The 20,671-nt window shown below is 53.5% G+C and carries 15 protein-coding genes and 1 pseudogene; 11 read left to right on the top strand and 5 right to left on the bottom strand.

The window, feature by feature from the left end:
• Positions 1 to 1,207, bottom strand: a 1,207-nt coding sequence (locus PAT3040_RS17070) for an ABC transporter substrate-binding protein (protein WP_181376678.1), incomplete at its 3' end; no start/stop codon positions are given.
• Between the two features lie 141 nt (positions 1,208 to 1,348).
• Positions 1,349 to 2,716: a carbohydrate ABC transporter substrate-binding protein gene (locus PAT3040_RS17065; protein WP_181376677.1), complete on the bottom strand. Its 1,368-nt coding sequence runs from the start codon at positions 2,714 to 2,716 to the stop codon at positions 1,349 to 1,351.
• 136 nt (positions 2,717 to 2,852) lie between these two features.
• On the opposite strand from PAT3040_RS17065, the gene PAT3040_RS17060 reads away from it, so the two are divergent.
• The gene (locus PAT3040_RS17060; RefSeq protein ID WP_181376676.1) at positions 2,853 to 4,652 is read left to right on the top strand and encodes a cache domain-containing sensor histidine kinase; all 1,800 of its coding nucleotides are present in this window, start codon (positions 2,853 to 2,855) and stop codon (positions 4,650 to 4,652) included.
• Here the strand turns inward: PAT3040_RS17060 and PAT3040_RS17055 are convergent.
• Complete coding sequence (locus PAT3040_RS17055; RefSeq protein WP_181376675.1) at positions 4,649 to 5,743, bottom strand: stalk domain-containing protein; 1,095 nt, start codon at positions 5,741 to 5,743, stop codon at positions 4,649 to 4,651. The genes PAT3040_RS17060 and PAT3040_RS17055 overlap by 4 nt on opposite strands.
• A gap of 296 nt (positions 5,744 to 6,039) precedes the next feature.
• On the opposite strand from PAT3040_RS17055, the gene PAT3040_RS17050 reads away from it, so the two are divergent.
• Complete coding sequence (locus PAT3040_RS17050) at positions 6,040 to 6,483, top strand: cell wall hydrolase (RefSeq protein WP_087566587.1); 444 nt, start codon at positions 6,040 to 6,042, stop codon at positions 6,481 to 6,483.
• Between the two features lie 75 nt (positions 6,484 to 6,558).
• Here PAT3040_RS17050 and nagA read toward each other — a convergent pair whose 3' ends face one another.
• Both nagA and nagB read right to left on the bottom strand, forming a co-directional pair.
• Positions 6,559 to 7,740 (bottom strand): N-acetylglucosamine-6-phosphate deacetylase, encoded by a 1,182-nt coding sequence (gene nagA, locus PAT3040_RS17045; RefSeq protein WP_108993662.1) that lies wholly within the window; start codon positions 7,738 to 7,740, stop codon positions 6,559 to 6,561.
• Positions 7,741 to 8,466 (bottom strand): glucosamine-6-phosphate deaminase, encoded by a 726-nt coding sequence (gene nagB / locus PAT3040_RS17040; protein WP_108993661.1) that lies wholly within the window; start codon positions 8,464 to 8,466, stop codon positions 7,741 to 7,743. It abuts the gene before it with no gap.
• A 270-nt stretch (positions 8,467 to 8,736) separates the two neighbouring features.
• On the opposite strand from nagB, the gene fni reads away from it, so the two are divergent.
• The 9 genes and pseudogenes from fni to PAT3040_RS16995 form a co-directional block, all read left to right on the top strand.
• Positions 8,737 to 9,813, top strand: a complete 1,077-nt coding sequence (gene fni / locus PAT3040_RS17035) for a type 2 isopentenyl-diphosphate Delta-isomerase (protein ID WP_373863953.1) — start codon at positions 8,737 to 8,739, stop codon at positions 9,811 to 9,813.
• Between the two features lie 89 nt (positions 9,814 to 9,902).
• Positions 9,903 to 10,907: an MBL fold metallo-hydrolase gene (locus PAT3040_RS17030; RefSeq protein WP_258235010.1), complete on the top strand. Its 1,005-nt coding sequence runs from the start codon at positions 9,903 to 9,905 to the stop codon at positions 10,905 to 10,907.
• Between the two features lies 1 nt (position 10,908).
• On the top strand, positions 10,909 to 12,738 hold the full coding sequence (locus PAT3040_RS17025) for a sensor histidine kinase (protein WP_181376674.1): 1,830 nt from the start codon (positions 10,909 to 10,911) through the stop codon (positions 12,736 to 12,738).
• A complete protein-coding gene (locus PAT3040_RS17020) occupies positions 12,731 to 14,260 on the top strand; it encodes a response regulator transcription factor (protein ID WP_108993658.1) in 1,530 nt (509 codons plus the stop codon). The genes PAT3040_RS17025 and PAT3040_RS17020 overlap by 8 nt, the downstream gene beginning before the upstream one ends.
• Before the next feature lie 1,100 nt (positions 14,261 to 15,360).
• Positions 15,361 to 16,827, top strand: a complete 1,467-nt coding sequence (locus tag PAT3040_RS17015; RefSeq protein WP_108993657.1) for an ABC transporter substrate-binding protein — start codon at positions 15,361 to 15,363, stop codon at positions 16,825 to 16,827.
• Positions 16,828 to 16,921: 94 nt separating this feature from the next.
• Positions 16,922 to 17,860 (top strand): ABC transporter permease, encoded by a 939-nt coding sequence (locus tag PAT3040_RS17010; RefSeq protein WP_087566580.1) that lies wholly within the window; start codon positions 16,922 to 16,924, stop codon positions 17,858 to 17,860.
• A gap of 18 nt (positions 17,861 to 17,878) precedes the next feature.
• Complete coding sequence (locus tag PAT3040_RS17005) at positions 17,879 to 18,796, top strand: carbohydrate ABC transporter permease (protein WP_246608558.1); 918 nt, start codon at positions 17,879 to 17,881, stop codon at positions 18,794 to 18,796.
• Between the two features lie 60 nt (positions 18,797 to 18,856).
• Positions 18,857 to 20,176 (top strand): glycoside hydrolase family 125 protein, encoded by a 1,320-nt coding sequence (locus PAT3040_RS17000; protein WP_108993656.1) that lies wholly within the window; start codon positions 18,857 to 18,859, stop codon positions 20,174 to 20,176.
• A pseudogene (locus PAT3040_RS16995) lies at positions 20,173 to 20,671 on the top strand (glycoside hydrolase); the annotation flags it as partial. The gene PAT3040_RS17000 and the pseudogene PAT3040_RS16995, both read left to right, overlap by 4 nt.

The following is a 20,671-nucleotide window of genomic DNA, read 5'->3' as shown; positions in this document are numbered from 1 at the left end:
CTTCTGCGAGCGCGGCCGGCCACTCGGTGTCGACCGTGGCGGGAATCGCCTGCGCTTGCTGGACCATGCCTTCTTGAGCGGATTTGCCGATCAAATATTTGATCAGCTCCATCGCCGCCTCTTTGTTGCCGCTTTTTTTGTTCAACATTAACGCCTGAGCGCCGAAGGTCAGCTCCTTATGACCGCCCTTGCCGTTGCCGTTAGGGATTGTAGGGAATTGGAACGCCCCCCACTTGAAGTCCGGGCCAGCGGTCGCGGACACTTCGTTCGGCAGCCAGGTGCCGTTGAGATAGGCGGCGGATTGTCCAAGCACCAGATCTTGCTGCCCGGCCGGGTACTTGCTGCCGGCGATCTTCTTGGAGAAGTAACCTTTCTCGCGCATCGTTACAATGTCGTTCGCAAACTGGAGAACGATGGGATCCTTCCACATGTCGCCGGTTTTGTCGTTTACGAGTTGATCGACCCATTCGTGGCCCATAGCGCTGCTGAGGTAACCGCCGATAAACAGGTCGCGGTATGCATCGTCGAAGGTGATGGGATCGACGCCGGATTGTTTGATTTTTTCATTCGCGCTCATAAATTCATCCCAAGTCGTCGGAGGCGTAGTTACTCCGGCTTTCTCGAACACTTCTTTGTTGTAGAAGAACAGCACCGCGAAAGGCTGCTGCGGCAGGGCGTAGTAGCCTTCTTCGAGACCCGCCGCAACCGACAACGACTTGGTCCAGCTCATGAGGCTCGGCAGCAAGGATTGCTCCACCGTTTTGCCGTCCATGCCGATCGATGGCTGGCCTACATATTCGTCCAGCTTAAGCAAGTGGTCCTTGAGGCTGCTTATGGCGTTGGCGGGATCCCCTTCGAAAATATCGATTGCTTCGCCTCCGTCCAGCGCCGGCTTAATCAGCTTATTGATTTCGCGCCCCGTAAATTTGACGTTGACCTTTACGTCTGGATTGGCCGTCTCAAATGCCTTGACTGCCGTTTGGATGACTTTGGCCTGCGGCTCCGTGTCGCTCCACATGGACCAGAACACGACATCTCCGGACAGCTTGGACCCTCCATTGTCCGTATTCTCAGTTGGGGCCGGGCTAGGGTCCGCACCCGCGGGGGAAGGGCTGACGTTGTTGTTCGTTCCTGCATTGTTGCCGGAGCATGCGGCGAGCGTAAGGGCCGCGGCCAGCGTTAGCGATGCGATTGCCGTTTTTTTCATGGGTGACTCCTCCTTTTGTCGTAAGTATATCGCCCGCCGCCGCAGTCGGTACATGCACGATCTTGAACAGTACCTTGACGATCTTGAACAGATTGCATAAAAAAGACGCCAACAAGTTGGCGCCGGATCGGCGATGCGAAGTTACTTCACTTTGTCCAACAAATCCCTGAGCCTGGCGAACGTCTTCTCGACGTGGTCGATCCACTGGTCGACCGACATGTCTCCTTTCATCACCGTATTGATCGGGTTAAACACCTCGTCGTTGATGCTAAAAGGCGTCGGCGGCGTCACCCTCCATTCGAATAGAAACGGCTGGACGCCGCGCTCGAACACCGTCGCGGAGTCGTACACGGAGGCGGGCAGCGAGTCCTTGGCGAGCTCGGCTCCGCTCCGTACGGCGATAACGCCAGTCGATTTCTCGGCGTTTAGCCGAATGATGTCGTCCCGATACTGATATTTGATAAACTCCATCGCGAGCTCCTTGTTTTTGGCTTTCTCCGGGATAAACATCGCTTCGAAGCTGATCCGGGCAAATTGCGGGTCGTCCGGCTCGAAGGTCGGCGTGAGCAGGAAGCCGAATTCGAATCCCTCCGCGCGGGAAATATCCTTCATTTCGCCCTCCAACCAGCTGCCGTTCGGGATAAACAGCGCTTTGTTTTTCAGAAATTCGGACTGCGCCTGAGTATGGTTAAGGGCGACCGTGCCGGGCATCAGCGCGCCCGTGTCGGCCATCTTCTCGAAGAGCTCGAGGACGCGCTTGACCTCCGGCGTGCCGAAGGAGCCTTTCTCGTAGTTCATAATGGCTTCGATCCCCGCAACCCCGCTCTCCGACGCGATGGAGGACCAGAGCATGGAGCCGATGTACCCCGGGTAGACGCCCGGATAAGTGAACAAGGCGATGCCTTCGCTGCTCGCCGCCTCGCCCAGCGCCCAGAATTCGTCCCAAGTGCGGGGAGGCGACCACCCCTTCTCCTTAAAGAGAGCTTTGTTGTACCATAATCCCTCAGTCGTTACATAGTTGGGGGCCATATAAACTTTTCCATCCCCATAGGGTCTGGCGTAATCCAGAATGCCGTCCATCATGATCCCTTTAAGCGGCACGTCTTGTCCAAGCGCGGGGCTGTCGAACAGTCCCGTCAAATCCAAAAACGATCGGCTGCCGATCATGCTCCGCACCATGTTGGTGCTCTCCGTAAACGGCGCGTACAGGAAGTCGGGGGGATTGCCGGCGATGTTCATCGGCTTGATGACGTCCATGATTTTGGGGTTGGCGATAATATTGACCCGCACGCCGGGATAGTCGGCTTCGAACCGCTTTACGACCTCCTCCCAATAGGATTTGCCGTAAGCGCCTTCAAATACCGCTATGGTCAACGCCTTGTTCGAGAAGCCGGTCGAGGCATTTTTGACGGTTTCGGGAGCAGGTTCATGAGAGACTCCCAGCTTGCAGGCTGTCAATGTTACTAAGAAAAAAACACAGAACAGGCCGATCGATATTTTCCGTATCACGACGCATGACCTCCAGTATGGGATGATTGACGGTTCTGCCATTTACTTGTACTATAAGGCCATTCCCGCGAATCGCGCAACGGGAGAGTGAGGAATCGAGAGTCTGGATGAGAGTCTGGCCGGGAGGATGAGCGGCATGCGATGGGTAAGTGGATGGTACCGACTGCTTCGGAATACGAAAATCAAATCGCGGCTTATCTTTGCGCTCCTTTTGCTGACGACGGTGCCGATCTTGTTGTCCGGCATCTACTCTTATCTCAAAACCAGCGAAGCGATCGAATCGAAGATCAGCACCTATTCGGCGGAAATCATGAAGCAACTGCTCAAAAACGTACAGCTCGAAAACCGGAAGTATATCGGGCTCAGCGATTCCATTATGCTTAATGCGCGCGTCCAGCAATACGCGACGTCGTACGAGTCGCTCGACGAATTCGCCAAACGCGATATGAACGTCTACATCAATACATTGCTCAGCGATCAATTGGAACTGCTCCAAAATATTAAGAACGTGAGGATCGTCTCCACACAAGAGACCGTCATTTACGATATGGGCTACAGCTCCATCGGCGAAGCCGAATTCGCAAGGCTTGCCACGCTAATCGACCAAGCGGACGGAAGCGATCAGTGGTCCTACGTTTCGACGGAGCAGGGCGAGCCCTGCCTTGTCATCGCCCGCAAAATCAATTCGCTCGAAGATTGGAACAAGCCGCTTGGCTATATTTACGTCAGCATCAGCGAACCTTTGTACTCGCAGCAACTGTACGCGGACGTCGATATGGGAACCGGCACGGATCTGTTTATACTGGACGGCAACGGCAACGTCGTCTCCAGCCGCAACACCGAAATTCTTTTGCACGCTCCCTATCCCGACGCCGAATTGATTCCGCTTATCCGCGAGCATGAGGCGAGAAGCGAAGGCGTGTTCCAAGCCGAGGTTAGCGGCGGAACTCATCTCGTCGCCTATGGATTCGACATCTATTCCGGCTGGTATCTGGTGAGCACGATCCCTGACGCTTATTTGAATTTGGAGACGCGCAGCATCCAGCGGAACATTCTCTTGCTCAGCGGCGTGCTTGTCGTCGTGTCGTTAACCTTTGCGCTTTTGATATCCAATTCCATCTATCGGCCGCTGACTGCGCTCGTAGAGCAGACTTCGCGGATCATCAGAGGCAATTTAAATACGTCTATCTCCGACCCCGGCAAGGACGAAATCGGTTATTTGTCGGATAAATTCAACGTTATGGTGGATACCGTCAATGGGCTTCTGGAGCAGACGAAGCTGGAACAGCAGCAGAAGCGAGAGGTCGAGTTGCAGATGCTGCAGGCGCAGATTAACCCCCACTTTCTGTTCAACACGCTGAATTCGTTGAAATGGACGGCTCAGCTCAGCCAGGCGGAGAGCGTCAGCGTCGGGTTAAGCGCGCTTGCCGAGCTGCTTAGAAACACGATCGTCGATAAAAAGGAATACGTCACGATCCAGGAAGAACTCCGCAATATTGACAATTACGTCGAAATTCAAAAAATCCGCTATGGCTCGACCTTTGACGTCGCAGTGGAGGTCGAAGCGGGCGTGGAGACCTGCCTGGCGCCGAAGTTTATTCTTCAGCCCATTGTAGAGAATGCGATCATTCACGCCCAAGACGGCATCGATTACGACTTGCTCATTACGATCAGGTGCCAGTCGGAGGACGAGCTGCTTCGCATCACGGTCGCGGATAACGGCAAAGGAATGGCGCAGCATACCGTCGAGCATTTGCTTCAGGGGAGGGAGTCGTCGCCCGAAGGCAGGTTGTCCAACATCGGCATCTCCAACGTAAACGAGCGCATCCGTTACAGCTTCGGCAACGAATACGGCTTGCGGATCGAAAGCGCGGCGGGGGAAGGAACAACGGTAACTTTAACGATGCCCAAGATGGAGGCCGCGACCAAACTTTAATTTACTGACAGCATGACCCATCTTCGTTTGCCGTCCCACTCCAGATTGAAACCAAACGATTCGACTACAAATCGAATAGGAACCATCGTGTACCCATCCTCGATGTAAGGTTTAGCATCCATTTTCCGTTTCTTGCCATTTACGAGCATTTCATTGGAATCGATGGTTAAAATGATTTCCGAACCCTTATAGCTCATAGCGACCTGTCTGGTCTTTCCATCCCATATAAATTCAGCGCCGATCCACTCCAATAACGCACGCAGCGGGACCATAACTCTTCCCTTATTCTGAATCGGGCGAACCGGGAACATTTGAACCTCCTGATTGATGAACACCTTTGGCGACGTATAGGGGTTATCCGGATACACCGAATTTCCTACTGCTTTAAATTTTTCAATAAATTGTTTCGATCGTTCGTTTAAGAGCAACGTATTCGCGCCGTAAATGACTTTTAATGTGCTCATCATTTCCAGGGGTGAAAGATCTGTTATATCCGTATTGGATATCTCGACACTTAAAAACTTAAGTTGCTGTACTGGTGTCAGGTCCTTCACTTTATTGTTGGTAACGTTAAGCGTAAGCAATGCATCGAGATGTCCGAACGGGGATAAATCCGTGAACAGGTTCCCGTTTGCATTTAAATATTCGAGTTCAGTCATGTCCTGCAATCCGCTAAAATCCGCAATGAAATTATCGCTCAAGTCCAGACTCACCAGCTTCGTCAAAGCGTTTAACGGCTTCGGATCGGCTACAAAATTTACCGACAGGTCCAACGTTTTAAGAGCCGTCATGGATTGTAACGATGTTATATCGGTTATTTTATTCATGGATAAGTCCAGGTGAGCAACATGGTTAAGCTCCCGTAGCGGGCTAAGATCCGATATTTTATTGTCGTACAAGGAAATGTTCTGTAGTTGGCGGAGTCCCGAGAGCGGACTCAGATCGCTGACATCCCCGTTCATAATACGAAGCTCTTTTAAATTGACGGCGTACTCCAGTCCTTTCAAGCTCGTAACCCTGTACCCTGCCACCGAGCGCAGGCTCGCCATATCTTCCCGGGTGAGTTCGCCTTCGGGCTTTTGCAAAGCCATTCTAACGATCCTTTCGAGGCTTGCGCTTTCGAGTTGCACCCCTGACTTCTCAGCATGAATTTCTGTCTCGGCGGCAAACAGAAAGCATAAACAAACGATCATAAGTACCTTCGCTAGCCGTACAAACCGACTTTTACCTGAGCAAACCATCCGATAACCACCTTCGAATCCATTTATATAATCAGACTAGAGGTATTGGGAAAATGTTGCAAGCTTACATTGGAGTGGCGCAGATAGGGTAACACTTCCGCTTCACCCATAATATGATGAGTCTAGAAATACAAAGAGGTGAGCCAATGGCAGTCGTAAAAGCCAGGAAACAGGATATTGATATGTTGGCAAGGTTGCTCCGCGCCGAAGCTGAAACCGAAGGCGAGATGGGCATGCTCCTTGTTGGAAATGTCGGTATTAACCGAATAAGAGCGAATTGCTCCGATTTTAAAGAAATCCGGACAATTCCGCAAATGATCAACCAGCCTCATGCATTCGAAGCCTTGCAACATGGTATGTACTATCAAGGCGCAAGAGATAGGGAACGACGTCTGGCGCAACGGTCTGTAAACGGGGAACGGAATTGGCCAGGTAAATTCTCCCTATGGTATTTCCGTCCAGGAACGTTCGAAAATCCCGGCCCATGTCCGCCAACCTGGTATAATCAGCCGTTAGCAGGACGATGGAAGAAGCACTGCTTTTATGAGCCGACCGCGGAAGAATGCGAAAATGTATATAATACGTTTTAATCAAAAGAGCCGAAGCGAATCTAATGATTCCCTTCGGCTCTTTTGTATGGATAAAATCTAAGCTTCTTATTACTGCTAGACCGAATAAATCGTGCGGCCAGCCGCCCAAGTATGCGTAACGTTGAGCGAAGAGTCGAGCAGCACCAGATCGGCTTGCTTGCCTGCGGCAATGGAACCGGTGCGGTCGTAGATGCCGAGCTCGCGCGCAGCGTTGCCGCTGGACATGGAGCTGACATCGCTCAGGCTGAGTCCGAAGCCGCCGTTTAGCATAAAGCGGAACGCTGATATCATCGTCAGCGAGCTTCCCGCGAGCGCGCCGCCTTCGATAAGGCGGGCCGTTCCACCCTGCACGGCAACGGCCAGGCCGCCAAGCTCGTATTCGCCGTCCGGCATGCCAGCCGCTTCGATCGCGTCCGTGATCAGGATAACGCGATTTTTTGGCTTGGCCGCCAGCATGAGCTTGATGGCCGCGGGATGAACATGCTCGCCGTCGGCAATAAGCTCAGCGTGGATACGGTCATCCGTCAACACGGCTCCAAGCGTTCCCGGCTGGCGATGATGCAGACCCCGCATTGCATTGTAGGTATGCACCGCGTGCGAGAGACCGGCGTTTGCCGCGCCGATTACATCGTCATACAGCGCATCCGTATGTCCCGCTGATGCAATAATCCCTTGACTTGCCAGCCAGGCGATGGCCTCGCGCGATCCGTCTTTTTCCGGGGCAAGCGTCACCAGCTTGACGAGACCCGGATAACGTTCCGACCATTCCTGCAGCCAAGGCAACTGCGGATCTCGAATGAAGGCGGGGTTCTGGGCGCCAGGCCACTTCTCGCTTATAAACGGTCCTTCGAGATGGACGCCGATCAGAGGGGTATGGGCCATGCCGTGCAATCTGTATTCCGCTACGGCCTCCAGAACGGCGTCGATAGCTTCCTTGCTGGCGGTCATCGTCGTCGCCAGCATGCCGGTCGTGCCATGTCTTGCGTGGAAGGCGGTAATTTTGTCGAAGCTCTCGCGGCTGGCATACATAAAGTCGCCGCCAAATCCGCCGTGAACGTGAAGATCGATGAATCCCGGAAGAAGTATGCCTCCTCCGCCGTCGATTACGTTCCAGCCCTCGCGTCCCGCAAGGCAATCCGCCTCTCTGCCGATGGCAGCGATCTCTCCGTTCTCTACGGCAAGATAACCTTCCGTCACTTCGTCCTCCAGCACGATTGTCACATGATTAATGATGAAACGTTCGTCTGCGGTCGTCATCTATACCAGCATCCTTCCTGCTTCCCGATCCAGCAGCACGATTACGCGCGGATGAGTCTGCAGCAAGGAGGCGGGCACTTGTGTCGAAACGGGGCCTGTTAATGCCTCCTTGACGATGCTTGCCTTCTCCGCGCCGCGAACAACCAGCAGAATCGTATTCGCCTTCAATATGGAACCAACGCCCATTGTAAACGCAGCGGCAGGCACTTCGTCCATGGAAGCGAAGAAGCGCGCATTGGCTTCGCGCGTCTCGTTCTTTAGCTTCACGACATGCGTGCCGGCGGACAAAGCCGAGTCAGGCTCGTTAAATCCAATATGCCCGTTATGGCCGAGACCGAGCAGTTGAATATCGGCATGGCGTTCTTCGAGCATAGCTTCGTAACGCGCGCACTCCGCTTGCGGATCGCTCGCCATGCCGTTCGGCAGATGGGTGCGCTCCGGCGAAATATCAATGTGGGAGAAGAGATGTTGATTCATATAATAAGCGTAGCTTTGATCGTTGTCCGGAGTGAGACCGACGTACTCGTCCAGATTATACGTCGTTACTCCGCCGAAGCTTATGTTTTGTTGTTTGGCTTGTTCTACTATTTTGGCATAAATGCCGACAGGTGTCGATCCCGTCGCCAATCCCAGTACGGCATCAGGCTTGGACTTAATCAAATCGATAAACAGGTCGGCGGCGAACCGGTCCAATTGCTCCGAGGTGTCGAAAACATGAATCTTCATATGAAATATCCCTCCAGGTCAAGATCTTGTTCTGTTTAATCTACTAATTTAAGTGTATATGATTCTAAAGAATAACACAATGAAAATGATTGCATGAAACAAATAAATGATTGAAAAAATCAAAAAACAGAACTGAAGGACTTCATTGTCGAAGAACAGTGATCACCCTCAGGAGCATACGAGGACAAATTATGTTATGCTAAAACGAAAGCGCGGACTGTGCTGTCCAGGCGCGAAAATCGTGAAATCGTTGATTAACAGGGGGAAAGCATCGTGACGGATCAACAACGGGGCGGTCAAGACGCGACTTCGGCACGCAAGGGAGAACACATCCGAATTTGCCTGCAGGAAGACGTGAGCGGAATGGGCGTGCGGACGGGCTTCGAGAATTACCGCTTCCGGCATAACGCGCTGCCGGAACTGAGCTTGGACGACATCCGATTGGAAACGGAGCTGTTCGGCGCGCCGCTTCGCGCGCCGCTGCTTGTCAGCTCTATGACCGGAGGAAGTGATGCGACGGGCGCCATCAATCGGCGATTGGCCGTGGCAGCCGAGGCGCGCGGCTGGGCGATAGGACTCGGCTCCATGCGCGCCGCCATTGAGAAGGAGGAGCTTGCGGCGACATTCCGCATTCGCTCCGAGGCGCCTACGGTGCCGATCATCGCGAACTTGGGAGCGGTTCAGCTCAATTACGGCTTCGGTGCGGAAGCATGCCGCAGAGCGGTGGATATGGCGGAAGCCAATGCGCTAGTGCTGCATCTTAACAGCATGCAGGAGGTGTTCCAGCCGGAGGGAAACACGGATTTCCGAGGATTGCTGGTTAAGATCGAAGAGGTTTGCCGGACGCTGCAGGTGCCTGTAGGCGTAAAGGAAGTTGGCTGGGGCATCGACGGGACGACGGCCCTTAGACTTAAGGACGCCGGCATAACGTTTATCGACGCGGCAGGCGCAGGAGGCACTTCCTGGAGTCAGGTCGAAAAATATCGGAGCAAGGATGACATGAAACGTCAAGCCGCGGAAGCTTTTGCCGACTGGGGCATCCCAACGGCAGATTCCGTCGCAGAGGTTAGAACCGTGCTTCCGGATGTCACGCTAATCGCGAGCGGCGGACTGTTTAACGGCGTTGACGCGGCAAAGGCGATCGCGCTGGGAGCCGACCTCGCGGGTTTCGGCCGGGCCTTGCTGCCTCAAGCGGCTAGCAAAGCGGGAGAGCAATCCGTGGAGGGGCTGATCTCTCAATTTGGACGGATCGAATTCGAGCTAAGAGCCGCCATGTTCGGTATTGGGGCAGCCAGCCTGGAGGAACTGAGGCAGACGGACCGTCTCGTCCGCTCCAGCAATAATTAACAATGCCGCGGGCTTATTGACGGAAGTGGGAACAATGCTTATATATGCCGATTTAATCGGCTAGAACGACAATGGCAGGGAGAACAAATATGACAGACATTGATACCATAACCGAATTGCCGGATGGCTGGAAACGTGTGAAGGTTCCGCTCCCCTTCTCCTTGAAGTGGGTCAACAGCTACATTGTGCCGGAAGGAACAAGCTATACGATCATCGATCCGGGATTGCGAACGGAACAATCGGAGCGTGTTTGGGAAGAGGCGCTGCAGGCATGTGGAATAGGATGGGAGCAGATCGCCCGGATCGTCCTGACGCATCAGCATCCGGATCATTACGGATTAGCGGGAACGATCCAGGAGAAGAGCGGCGCGCCAGTCCTAATGACGGAACGTTCTCATCGATATGCAAGGCGTTTGTGGGGAGGAAGCAGCGAGTATGCGGAAGCGCTATCCGCCCTGTTCCTCTCGCACGGCATGCCGGGAGAACTCATGCAGAGCATCGCGCTCAATTTGGAAAGCTTCGTCGAGAAAGTATCTCCACAGCCCGGAGTCACCTATATCGAAGCAGGCGGCCAACTGACATTGGGGAAAAGGGATTGGCTGCTGATTGACGCTCCCGGACATGCGTATGGAGCCCTGTGCTTGTACGATCAAACGAAACGTTGGATGATATGCGGCGATCAAGTGCTGCCGCAAATAACGCCAAACGTAAGTGTCGTCCCGGGAGAGGAAGCCGATCCGCTCGCGGATTTCCTGGAAAGTTTAGCGCATCTCGAGCAGTACGACGTTGAGCTGGCTTTGCCGGGCCACCGAGATCCATTCGCCGGTTTTCGAAAACGAATTGCGGAATTGCAGAGCTTCCACCAGCGCAGGCTTTCCGAGATGAGAAATCGTCTGGCACGGCAGCCATTGACGGCTTTTGAGCTGTGCGAAAACTTGTTCGGGGCGCGATTGCGGGATAACCCGCACAATCTGCGCTTTGCCATGGCCGAGACGCTAGCGCATTTATTCCACCTGAAGAACAGAGGTCTCGTCAGTTCCCGCTCAAAGAGCGGTGTTTTCTTATATGATAGCGAATCCCCGGGGGCGGGCTAACGTGTTCGCAAATTTCTACCGCAAGCGCATACGGAACAGTTTATTCGGCAAATGGATTCTGTTATTCGCTTTGATCGCGGTCGTCTCCATCGTGACGCTGGCATACGGGGCTTATTCTTACATGTCTCAATCCGTCGTGGAGGAAGTGCTGGATAACCAGAAGAAAACGATGGATGCCGTTGGCGAAGAGATGACCAGAACGTATGAGGCCGCTCAAGCTGCCGTGGAGAATTTGTACCGGGACCAGGTGCTTGCCGATCATGCGTCGTTCCTGCTGCAGCATTCCTTTGACGAATATATCCGGCATAAGCTCGACAGCTTCTACGAACAGAGCGGAAAGGGCGTCAACGTGCTGACGTATTTCGATAATTGGATCGACGATCATCCCAGCGCCGAGCATTTGCTGCTGTACAGCACGGATCGGCAATTTCTCTATGCGTTCAAGCAGCAAGGGCAATCCAGGCTGATCGGAGCCCATGCCGCCCGTTCCTACATCCCCGACGCGATGTCGCTGGACGCGCAGCCCGTCGGTCCCCCCAATGCCTGGCTTCTCAAGGAGCTGGGATTAAGCGCCCGCGCAAGCGGTCTGATCTCCTTCAGAGTTCCAATCAGTGATAAAAATACTTACAAAAACATCGGGCAACTGCTTGTTTTCTATCGGAACGACGCCATCGAACGCACCGTGCGACGAATAGGGGGAGAACAGAAGGGCTCCATCCTCGTGTTGTCCGCAGAAGGGGTCGTCTTGTATGACTCCTCCGGCAAATACGTCGGAGCAAGGCATCCTGACGCGGATATTCTGCAATCGCTGGATGCGGAAGAGAAGCTGAAGGAGCGGGCTTACGTCAATAAACTGACGAACAGCCAAGCCGGTTACACCGTCGTCGGCATTGCTCCAAAAGCGGAGGTGTCGGAAGCGTACGGCGGATTTCGGCTCGTGATCCTGCTGGCGGCCGCCTTGAGCATCGTCTTCGTCGTATTGCTTCCCGGCGCGCTGGTTGTCAATTATGCGAAACGGACGGGCAACATCATCCGCTTTATGCGCAAGGTGGAGCAAGGGGAGCTGACGCCGCGTATTCCGGATGAGAAGGATGATGAGCTTGGACAAATTGCCCGGAGCTTCAACGAGATGCTGGACGAGCTGTCCCGTTACATTGATCGGGTTTACAAGGCCGAAATCCGCCAGAAACGGACGGAATTTGCGGCGCTTCAAGCCAGGGTGAATCCGCATTTTCTATACAATACGCTGGAGGTCATCCGGATGAGAGCATTGTCCCAAGGGGCCGATGACGTGGCGGAGATGATTTACAGCTTATCCGCGCTGTTTCGCGGCGTTGTCCGGGACAAGACCGTGTACACCGTCAAGGACGAGATCGAAATGTGCCGTTTGTATTTGGAACTGTTCCGGATCCGATATAAGGACAAATTCGCCTATGAAATCAAGGTGAAGCCGGGGACGGGAAGCGCGGAGACAGTGAAGCTTCTGCTGCAACCCGTCATCGAGAACTACATCGTGCATGGCATGCGGCACGACAGCTTCGATAATTTGATCGAGATCGAAGCCTATACGGACCAAGAGAACGTTGTCATTGAAGTGCGCGATAACGGCACAGGGGTACCGGAAGATAAACTGAAAGCCATCGAATCGTATCAGAATCAGAGAGAAGAAGAGGGCGAAGGAGGTTCGTTCGGTCTTCGGAGCGTGCGGGAGCGCATTCTGTTGATGTACGGAGAGGAAGGCGGGCTGACGGTTGCTAACCGGTCCGAGGGAGGCGCGCGCGTAACGCTCGCATTCCCTTTCAGGAAAGGAGAGCAAGGGCTGCATGTATGAAGTATTCCTGACAGATGACGAACCTTTTATTTTGGAGGGTCTTCGCGACGCTCTGGATTGGTCCAGCTTCGAGCTGGAGATCGTAGGTACGGCGGAGAACGGACGGAGCGCGCTGGAAAAGCTTCGCGAGATGCGCGCGGATATTCTCATCACCGATATTTCCATGCCGGTGATGAACGGTCTGGAGCTTATTCGCGAAGCCAGATCCATCTATCGCGATTTGCACGTCATTATTTTGAGCGGGTTCAATGATTTCGATTATTTAAAGCAAGGGATGAGACTCGGGATCGAAAATTATTTGCTGAAGCCCATTAATCTTCACGAGCTAAAGGCAACGCTGGAAGGGATCATCGAGAAGCTGGACAGTCGAATCAAAGGTTCGCAGGACTGGCTGCAGGAAGATATCGGAGTGCTGCGCGACAATATCGTGAACCGTTGGCTGCGCGGCGAGATCGGTCCGGGCGAGCTGCATGAACGCGCCGAGATGCTTGGCTTGGACCTCGACAAGGAATGGATTCAGGTTGCCCTGGGAGAGGGAAGCTTCCATAAGGAGGACTTGCGTCTGGAACTCCATCGTCTCGCGGAGCGGGATGGCTTAGGCATTCCCTTTACCGACAGAGATGGAACGGCGGGCGTCGTCATGTTTCCTGAGCATCCGGAACAAGGCGAGAAGATCGTTCGGGAGCTGCTGGATCTGCTTCACTCGGCGCTGCCCGGCGAGGATATACGAATCTCCATCGGCGATGTCGTATCGGGAGAAGAGCAAGCCGGGCATAGCTACGAGCAAGCGAAGAAGGCGATGGAATTCGCGTTTATCCATCCTAAGCTGGAGCTGCTGGAGTATGTTTCGCTGGCAAACCATCTGCTGTCGGCGGATAAGTCGTTGTCGCTGGATTGGAGCGATTACGCCAAGCTGCTTGCCGCAAAGGAGACGGACCGGATGCATGCGAAGATCGACGAAGATTTCGCCAGGCTGGCCGAAGCCCCCGGCATGACGCCGTCGCGGCTTCAGAATGCGGCTTTGGAGCTGATCCTGCATTTGAAGCTGGAGCTTGGCGCCATCAAAAAAACGACGGAAACGGAGCTTATACGCGAAGATACGGCGAGGAGAGTGATGGGAGCGGAGACGCTGGGAGCCATGACGGCGATCGTCAAAGAGATCGGGGAGATTGCGGTAGATTCGCTTGTCAGCGACACCAAAAGTCCCGTCATCGGTCAGATTCTGGCCAAAATTCATGAGAATTGCGCGGAAGAGCTGTCGCTGAAGTCACTAAGCGCCAAATACAACATCCATCCCGTCTACCTCGGACGGCTGTTCCAGAAGGAGACGGGCGACAGCTTCTCGGAATACTTGAACCGCTTCCGGATCGAACGGGCCAAGGAGCTGCTGGGCAATCCCGCCCTCAAAGTAAACGAAATCGCCCGAATGGTGGGGTATTGGGAGATGGGCTACTTCTACAAGCAATTTAAAAAGCATGTCGGCGTTTCGCCGACGGAATACAAATCATTGCTCCAGGCTTAATAAAGGCTTGGAGCTTTTTTTTGCCACAATTAGAGTATAAGATTTCGGTCCTCGAGAACGAATTTCTTATTGTCGATTAAGCCTGCCTTATGCCACAAATTTGTCGGTGGTACCGAAAACTGGGCTGCCAAAGCCGTCAAATCGCTCAATTTAGTGGAGAAATCCACCATATTGAGCCGAATTCGGGTACAACAGTCTGATAAAGTGGAATAGTCCGCTATAATTCACCCAAATTAGCCATAATTGTTCAGAATAGTGGGAAAATCCACCATAATGAGCTGAAGTTGTCCTTAGCTAACTAATGTAGTGGGAAAATCCACTATATTGATTCTACTGGTATGGTGCCGTCGAATGTAGTTGTTTGTCGCCTTACCGTCCCTCGAGCTTCCTCCACCGTTTTCTGTACTGAGTATAGTTTAAGCTTTTGTGAACTTGCTGCTTCGCCAAAGGACGGCGGCAGTTGTTTCACCTTGACATAGTGTATATGTGCTTACTCCTGCTCTCTATACGTTTGGCCGAGACGATATTGTCTTTATTAAAAAGGACAATGCAGGATAGTATCTATAGAAAGACGCTTCGTTATGCGGAGAATAAAGGGAAAATCACCCTCTAATTTCGCTTTTTTTTACTGGAGTTTGTTACTTTAAAGGGAAATCTTCCCTTTAATCTTAATCCAACTGGCTTTTATCCGCCATTCTACATGAATTAGAGGTAGAATTTCCCTCTAACACATCGTAGAAACGAAAGGGCAGTCAACTAAAGGGGGTTTTCCCCCTTATTTACCACATGAAAATTTATAAGTTTCCGAGCGTGTCTTGGATCTGAAATTATTGTTGGCGGTAAACCCGCCTCATACTTCCGTAGAGGCTTTACTTTTCAAAGCTGGAGGTCGCACATCTTCGATAGACTTTGACAGAGGTTTTCTCCTAGTCGGCAAAGCATTCCTCGCTTTTTAAAGACATGTTTTTGCAATAGCCAAGTTTATTTTGGAGATGATAGGTTTAATAAGTCGCCTATTTGTAACTGTTTTCATGCGGTACTGTTGTAGTAGGCCATCCGGCCGGACAAGATAGACATATTCAAGGGAGGAAATGACGAAAATGGGGAACTTGAAAAAGAGAATGCTTCCGATGACCGCGGTTGTGCTTGCGACTTCGCTCGTGCTTGGAGCATGCGGCAAATCCGAGGGAAATGAAAGCGCTAGCGGATCCGAAAAGCCGGTGGAGCTGATCTGGTACACGATCGGAACGCCGCAGAAGGACGTTAACCGCGTCATGGAGGAAGTTAGCAAATATACGGCGGAGAAAATCGGCGTAACCGTAAAGATGAACATGATCGACTGGGGCGACTACACCCAGAAGCTGCAAGTCATGACGGCATCGGGCGAGCCGATGGACATTATGTTCACGTCCTCGTGGGCGTTCGATTACGTGCAGAATGCGCGTAAAGGCGCGTTCCTGGAAATCGGCAGCCTGCTCGACGAATACGGCAAAGGCATCAAAGACACGCTGGACCCGGCCTTCCTCGAAGGCTCCAAGGTCGACGGCAAAAACTACGGCATCCCGGCCAACAAGGAACTTCCGGCGCAGGAAGTTTGGCGCTTCAACAAAAACCTGCTCGACAAATACAATCTGAGCATGGACGGCGTGTATACGCTCGAGAGCCTCGAGCCTCTTCTGCAAACGATCAAGGACAACGAGCCGGGCACGGCGGCGCTCGCGGTGGACAAAAACTACAAGCCTTACGTGCCGTACGACTTTATCATCGAGAACATGCCGTTCGCGGTGAAACTCGACACGACCGACTACAAAGTCATCAACGTGCTGGAAACGCCGGAGATGAAGCAAGCTCTGACAACGATGCACAAGTACTACAATGCCGGCTTTATTCCGACGGAAGCCGCTACGCTGGATTCCCTGACGGATATGCAAACGACGGGCAAATGGTTCTCGGACAAAGCGACGACGCAGCCTTTCGCCGACAATCTCTGGTCGCAAAGCTACGGCTACCCGGTCGTTTCCACGCCTCAGAGCGAATCGCTGATCTACAACTGGTCGGTTATGGGCTCCATGCAGGCGATCTCCGCCAACTCCGAATACCCGGAGAAAGCGATGGAGTTCCTGAACCTGCTCAATACCGATCCCGTTCTTCGCAACATGGTGGATTCCGGCATCGAAGGCGTTCACTTCAAAAAAACAGGCGACAACGTGATGGAGAACCTGGACGAGTCCAAAAACTACGACATGCCGACGTTCTCTCTTGGCAACGTCATGCTGACTTACCTGAACCCTACCGATCCTGAAAACAAATGGGAAGAGTTCAAAACCTTTAACGAACAAGGCAAGGAAGCTCCGTTGCTCGGCTTCAACTTCGATCCTTCCAAAGTAACAACCGAGCTGGCGGCAGTATCCAACGTCAAGGAAGAATATTGGTCCGCTCTTATGACGGGCACCGTAAATCCGGACGTACAACTGACGAAAGCGATAGAGAAATTTAAAGCTGCGGGTTTGGATACCGTCCTGGCCGAAATTCAGCGTCAAGTCGACGAGTGGAAAGCGACTCGATAATTCGCATAACGAAAAAAGAAAGGACGGATGGCAGCATTCGTCCTTCTTTCCGCGTCGGGCGGAGCACATTATGGATGACAAGGAGTGAGTGGACATGGGAGCTATCGGACGCTTCTTCAAGGATTTGAACCGCAACAAGGCCATGCTGCTGATGGTGCTGCCGGCATCGCTCTGGTTTCTGTTTTTTTCGTATTTGCCCATGGCGGGACTCGTCATCGCCTTTAAGCAGTACCGAGTAAGCCGCGACGGCTTCTGGGCGAGCATCGTAAACAGCGACTGGGTAGGTTTTACCAATTTTAAATTTTTGTTCAGCACGAACGACGCTTACATCATTACGAGAAATACGGTGCTGTACAACGTCTTCTTTATCGTGGTCGGATTGATCCTGTCGGTCGGTCTCGCGATCGTCTTGTCGGAAATCGCGAACAAACGGCTGGCGAAAGTATATCAAACGGGCATGTTTCTGCCTTATTTCCTGTCGTGGATCATCGTCGGTTACTTTGTGTTCAGCTTCCTGAGCCTCGACCGCGGCGTGTTGAACCAAGTGCTGGCGAACTTCGGAGTCGACCCCATCAACTGGTATTCCGATCCGACCTGGTGGCCGGTCATACTTGTCGTGGTGTTCCTGTGGAAAGCTGTCGGCTACAACAGCGTCGTTTACCTGGCTGCAATTATGGGCATCGACCGGTCGCTCTACGAAGCGGCGATGATCGACGGCGCGAACAAGTGGCAGCAGATACGCAACGTCACCATACCGATGCTGAAGCCGCTGATCATTATTTTGACTTTGCTTGCCATAGGCAAAATCTTCTACGCAGACTTTGGCTTGTTCTACCAAGTGCCTCGCGATTCCGGACCGCTGTATTCCGTGACCAACGTTATCGACACTTACGTCTATCGCGGCCTCAAGGCAACCGGGGAGATCGGCATGAGCACGGCGGCGGGACTTTACCAATCGCTGATCGGCTTTATACTCGTCGTTACATCCAACGCCATCGTACGCCGATTCGACAAGGACAACGCCTTATTCTAAGGGAGAGGAGCAATCGCCGTGATTAAAACCAACAAGAAACCCCGCGACTTCACAAGACTGTCGACAGGGTGGAATATCATCTTCAACTTCATCGCGGGAATCGTTGCTTTCTTGTGCGTATTCCCGTTCCTGTTCGTTACCATCATCTCTTTTACGGATGAAAGCACGCTGGCCATGAACGGCTACAGCGTGTTCCCGGAAAAACTCAGCCTGGAAGCCTACAAATACGTCTTTCAGACCGGCGACCAGTTACTGCGTTCCTATGGCGTCACGATTCTTGTAACCGTCCTGGGCACGCTGATCAGTTTGGTCATTACGACTTTGTTCGCGTATGCGATCTCGCGCAAGTCGTTTAAATATCGCAATTTCTTCGCGTTCTACGCTTTCTTCACGATGCTGTTCAACGGCGGTCTCGTGCCGACTTACATCGTGGCGACGCAGCTGCTGGGCCTCAAAAACTCCATCTGGGCGCTTGTGATGCCGCTGCTCGTCAACGCCTTCTACATCATGATCATGCGAACGTTCTTCGCGACGATGGTGCCCGGAGCCATTATCGAATCCGGCAAAATCGACGGCGCCGGCGAGTTCGGCATTTTCGCCCGGCTCGTACTTCCGCTGTCGCTTCCCGGCATCGCTACGATCGCGCTGTTTAATACGCTGGGCTACTGGAACGACTGGTTCAACGCGCTTCTGTATATCGACGATCCCAATTTAGTGCCGCTGCAGTCGATGCTGATGCGGATCGAGAACAGCATGCAATTTATTTTGCAGAACTCGCAGAACGCCTCCATCAACATGGGCATTCTGCAGGACATGCCGCAGGATACGTCGCGGATGGCGATGGTCGTGCTGGCCACGGGTCCTATCGTATTTGCGTATCCGTTCTTCCAGCGTTACTTCATCCAAGGCCTGACCATCGGCGCTGTAAAGGAGTAAGGCGGAGCGGCCGATAACTCAATTACCGAATCATAACGACAATTGGAGGATTACGTAGACATGGAACAATTCCGACTTCCAAAAATAAACATGCCGCATCTTCCGCTTCCCGCGGCGGTGCAAGAGGTGCTGGACGAAGCGCGCGAGAAGCTGGCGCATCGCCCGAAGCTGCTGAAGCAATTTCTTAATTGTTTCCCGAATACGCTGGAAACGACGACGAAGCTGCTGGACGACGGCACGACATTCGTCATTACCGGCGATATCCCGGCGTGCTGGCTGCGCGACTCCGTCGAGCAGGTTATCCATTACGTGCCGCTCGCGGCCAACGATCCGGAGCTTCAACGCATTATCGGCGGCCTCATCAAACGGCATGCGCAATACATCGCAGTCGATCCTTACGCCAACGCGTTCAACGAAACGGCGAACGACTGGCATTGGAACGCGACGGATGTCACGGACATGGGGCCATGGGTGTGGGAGCGCAAGTTCGAGCTGGATTCCGCCTGCTTTACGATCCGTCTTGCGTTCGAATATTGGAAGGCGACGGGGCTGACCGACATTTTCGACAGCGGGTTCAAAGCGATGATCCGCTCGATTTTGGCCATGTGGAAGACGGAGCAGCGCCATGCGGAGCTTTCGCCGTACCGCTTCACCCGCAACAACGGCATTCCGACGGATTCGCTTCGCGGCGACGGCATGGGCATGCCGGTCAATTACACGGGCATGATCTGGTCGGGCTTCCGTTCCAGCGACGATGCCTGCGACTTCCATTACAACGTGCCGGCCAACATGTTCGCGGTCGTGGCGCTGCGCCAGATGCAGGAATTCGCGGAATGGGTATTCCGCGACATGGACCTGCTCGCGGAGCTCAAGAGGATGGAAGAGGACGTCGCGCACGGCATTACGTTATACGGCATCTACCGCCATCCGGAATTCGGGCCGATCTACGCTTACGAGACGGACGGATTCGGCAACTACTGCCTCATGGACGACGCGGGCACGCCGGGTTTGATGTCGATCCCGTATTTGGGCTACGTGTCAGCCGATGATCCCATCTACCAGAACACGCGCAGATTCGCGCTGAGCAAGGAGAATCCGTTCTACTTCGAAGGCAAGGCGGCGAAAGGAATCGGAAGCCCGCATACGCCGGACGGCTACATCTGGCATATGGCGTTGTCCATGCAAGGTCTAACGGCCGGGACGGCCGAAGAGAAGCTGGCGATGATCGACCTGCTGGAATCGACGGACGCGGACACGGGCTTTATGCACGAAGGATTCCACTCCGACGATCCTTCCGTCTTTACTCGGAGCTGGTTCGCCTGGTCCAACAGCCTGTTCTCCCAGCTCGTTTACAAGGCGATGAAAGAGGGATTGTTATGACCGACGTCATCATCTTATGCGATCCGTCTTTCCCGTCCGCGGGAAGCGTGCCGTCGCCGGAAGCCCGTGCCCTACTTTCCGGGGCAGGCAAAATCGTCTCCGCCGGCGAATTGGCCGAGGCGCTGCGCGAGGCGCGGCCCGGGGCGTTCGTCAATCTGCATGCGCCTTTCTTCCCGAAAGATGCCTGGGGAGCAATCGCGGCGTTCCTTAAGCGGGGAGGCGGCTTGATCTCCGCCGGGGGAGCTCCCTTTAAGAAGCCGGTCCGCCGCAATGACGGCGGGGAGTGGGTCGCCGAAACGGAACAGACCGCGTACCATCAGGAGCTCGGCATTCACGAGGCTCTGCGCGTGGCTTCCGCTTCCGTCGAATCCCTGGTTCCTTCGGAGGATATTCCTCTGTTGGCGGGCAGCGAAGGTTTATTCGACGCCAAGGCGGATACTTGGAACCTGGTGCCCCATGTGACGATGAGCAGCGACCTGCCGCATCAGATGGGCT

This window comes from Paenibacillus agaridevorans (assembly GCF_003112455.1).
In the GTDB taxonomy this organism is placed as follows: Bacteria; Bacillota; Bacilli; order Paenibacillales; family Paenibacillaceae; genus Pristimantibacillus; species Pristimantibacillus agaridevorans.
Note: the sequence above shows the minus strand (reverse complement) of the source record. Positions and strands in the feature narration are given on the sequence as shown.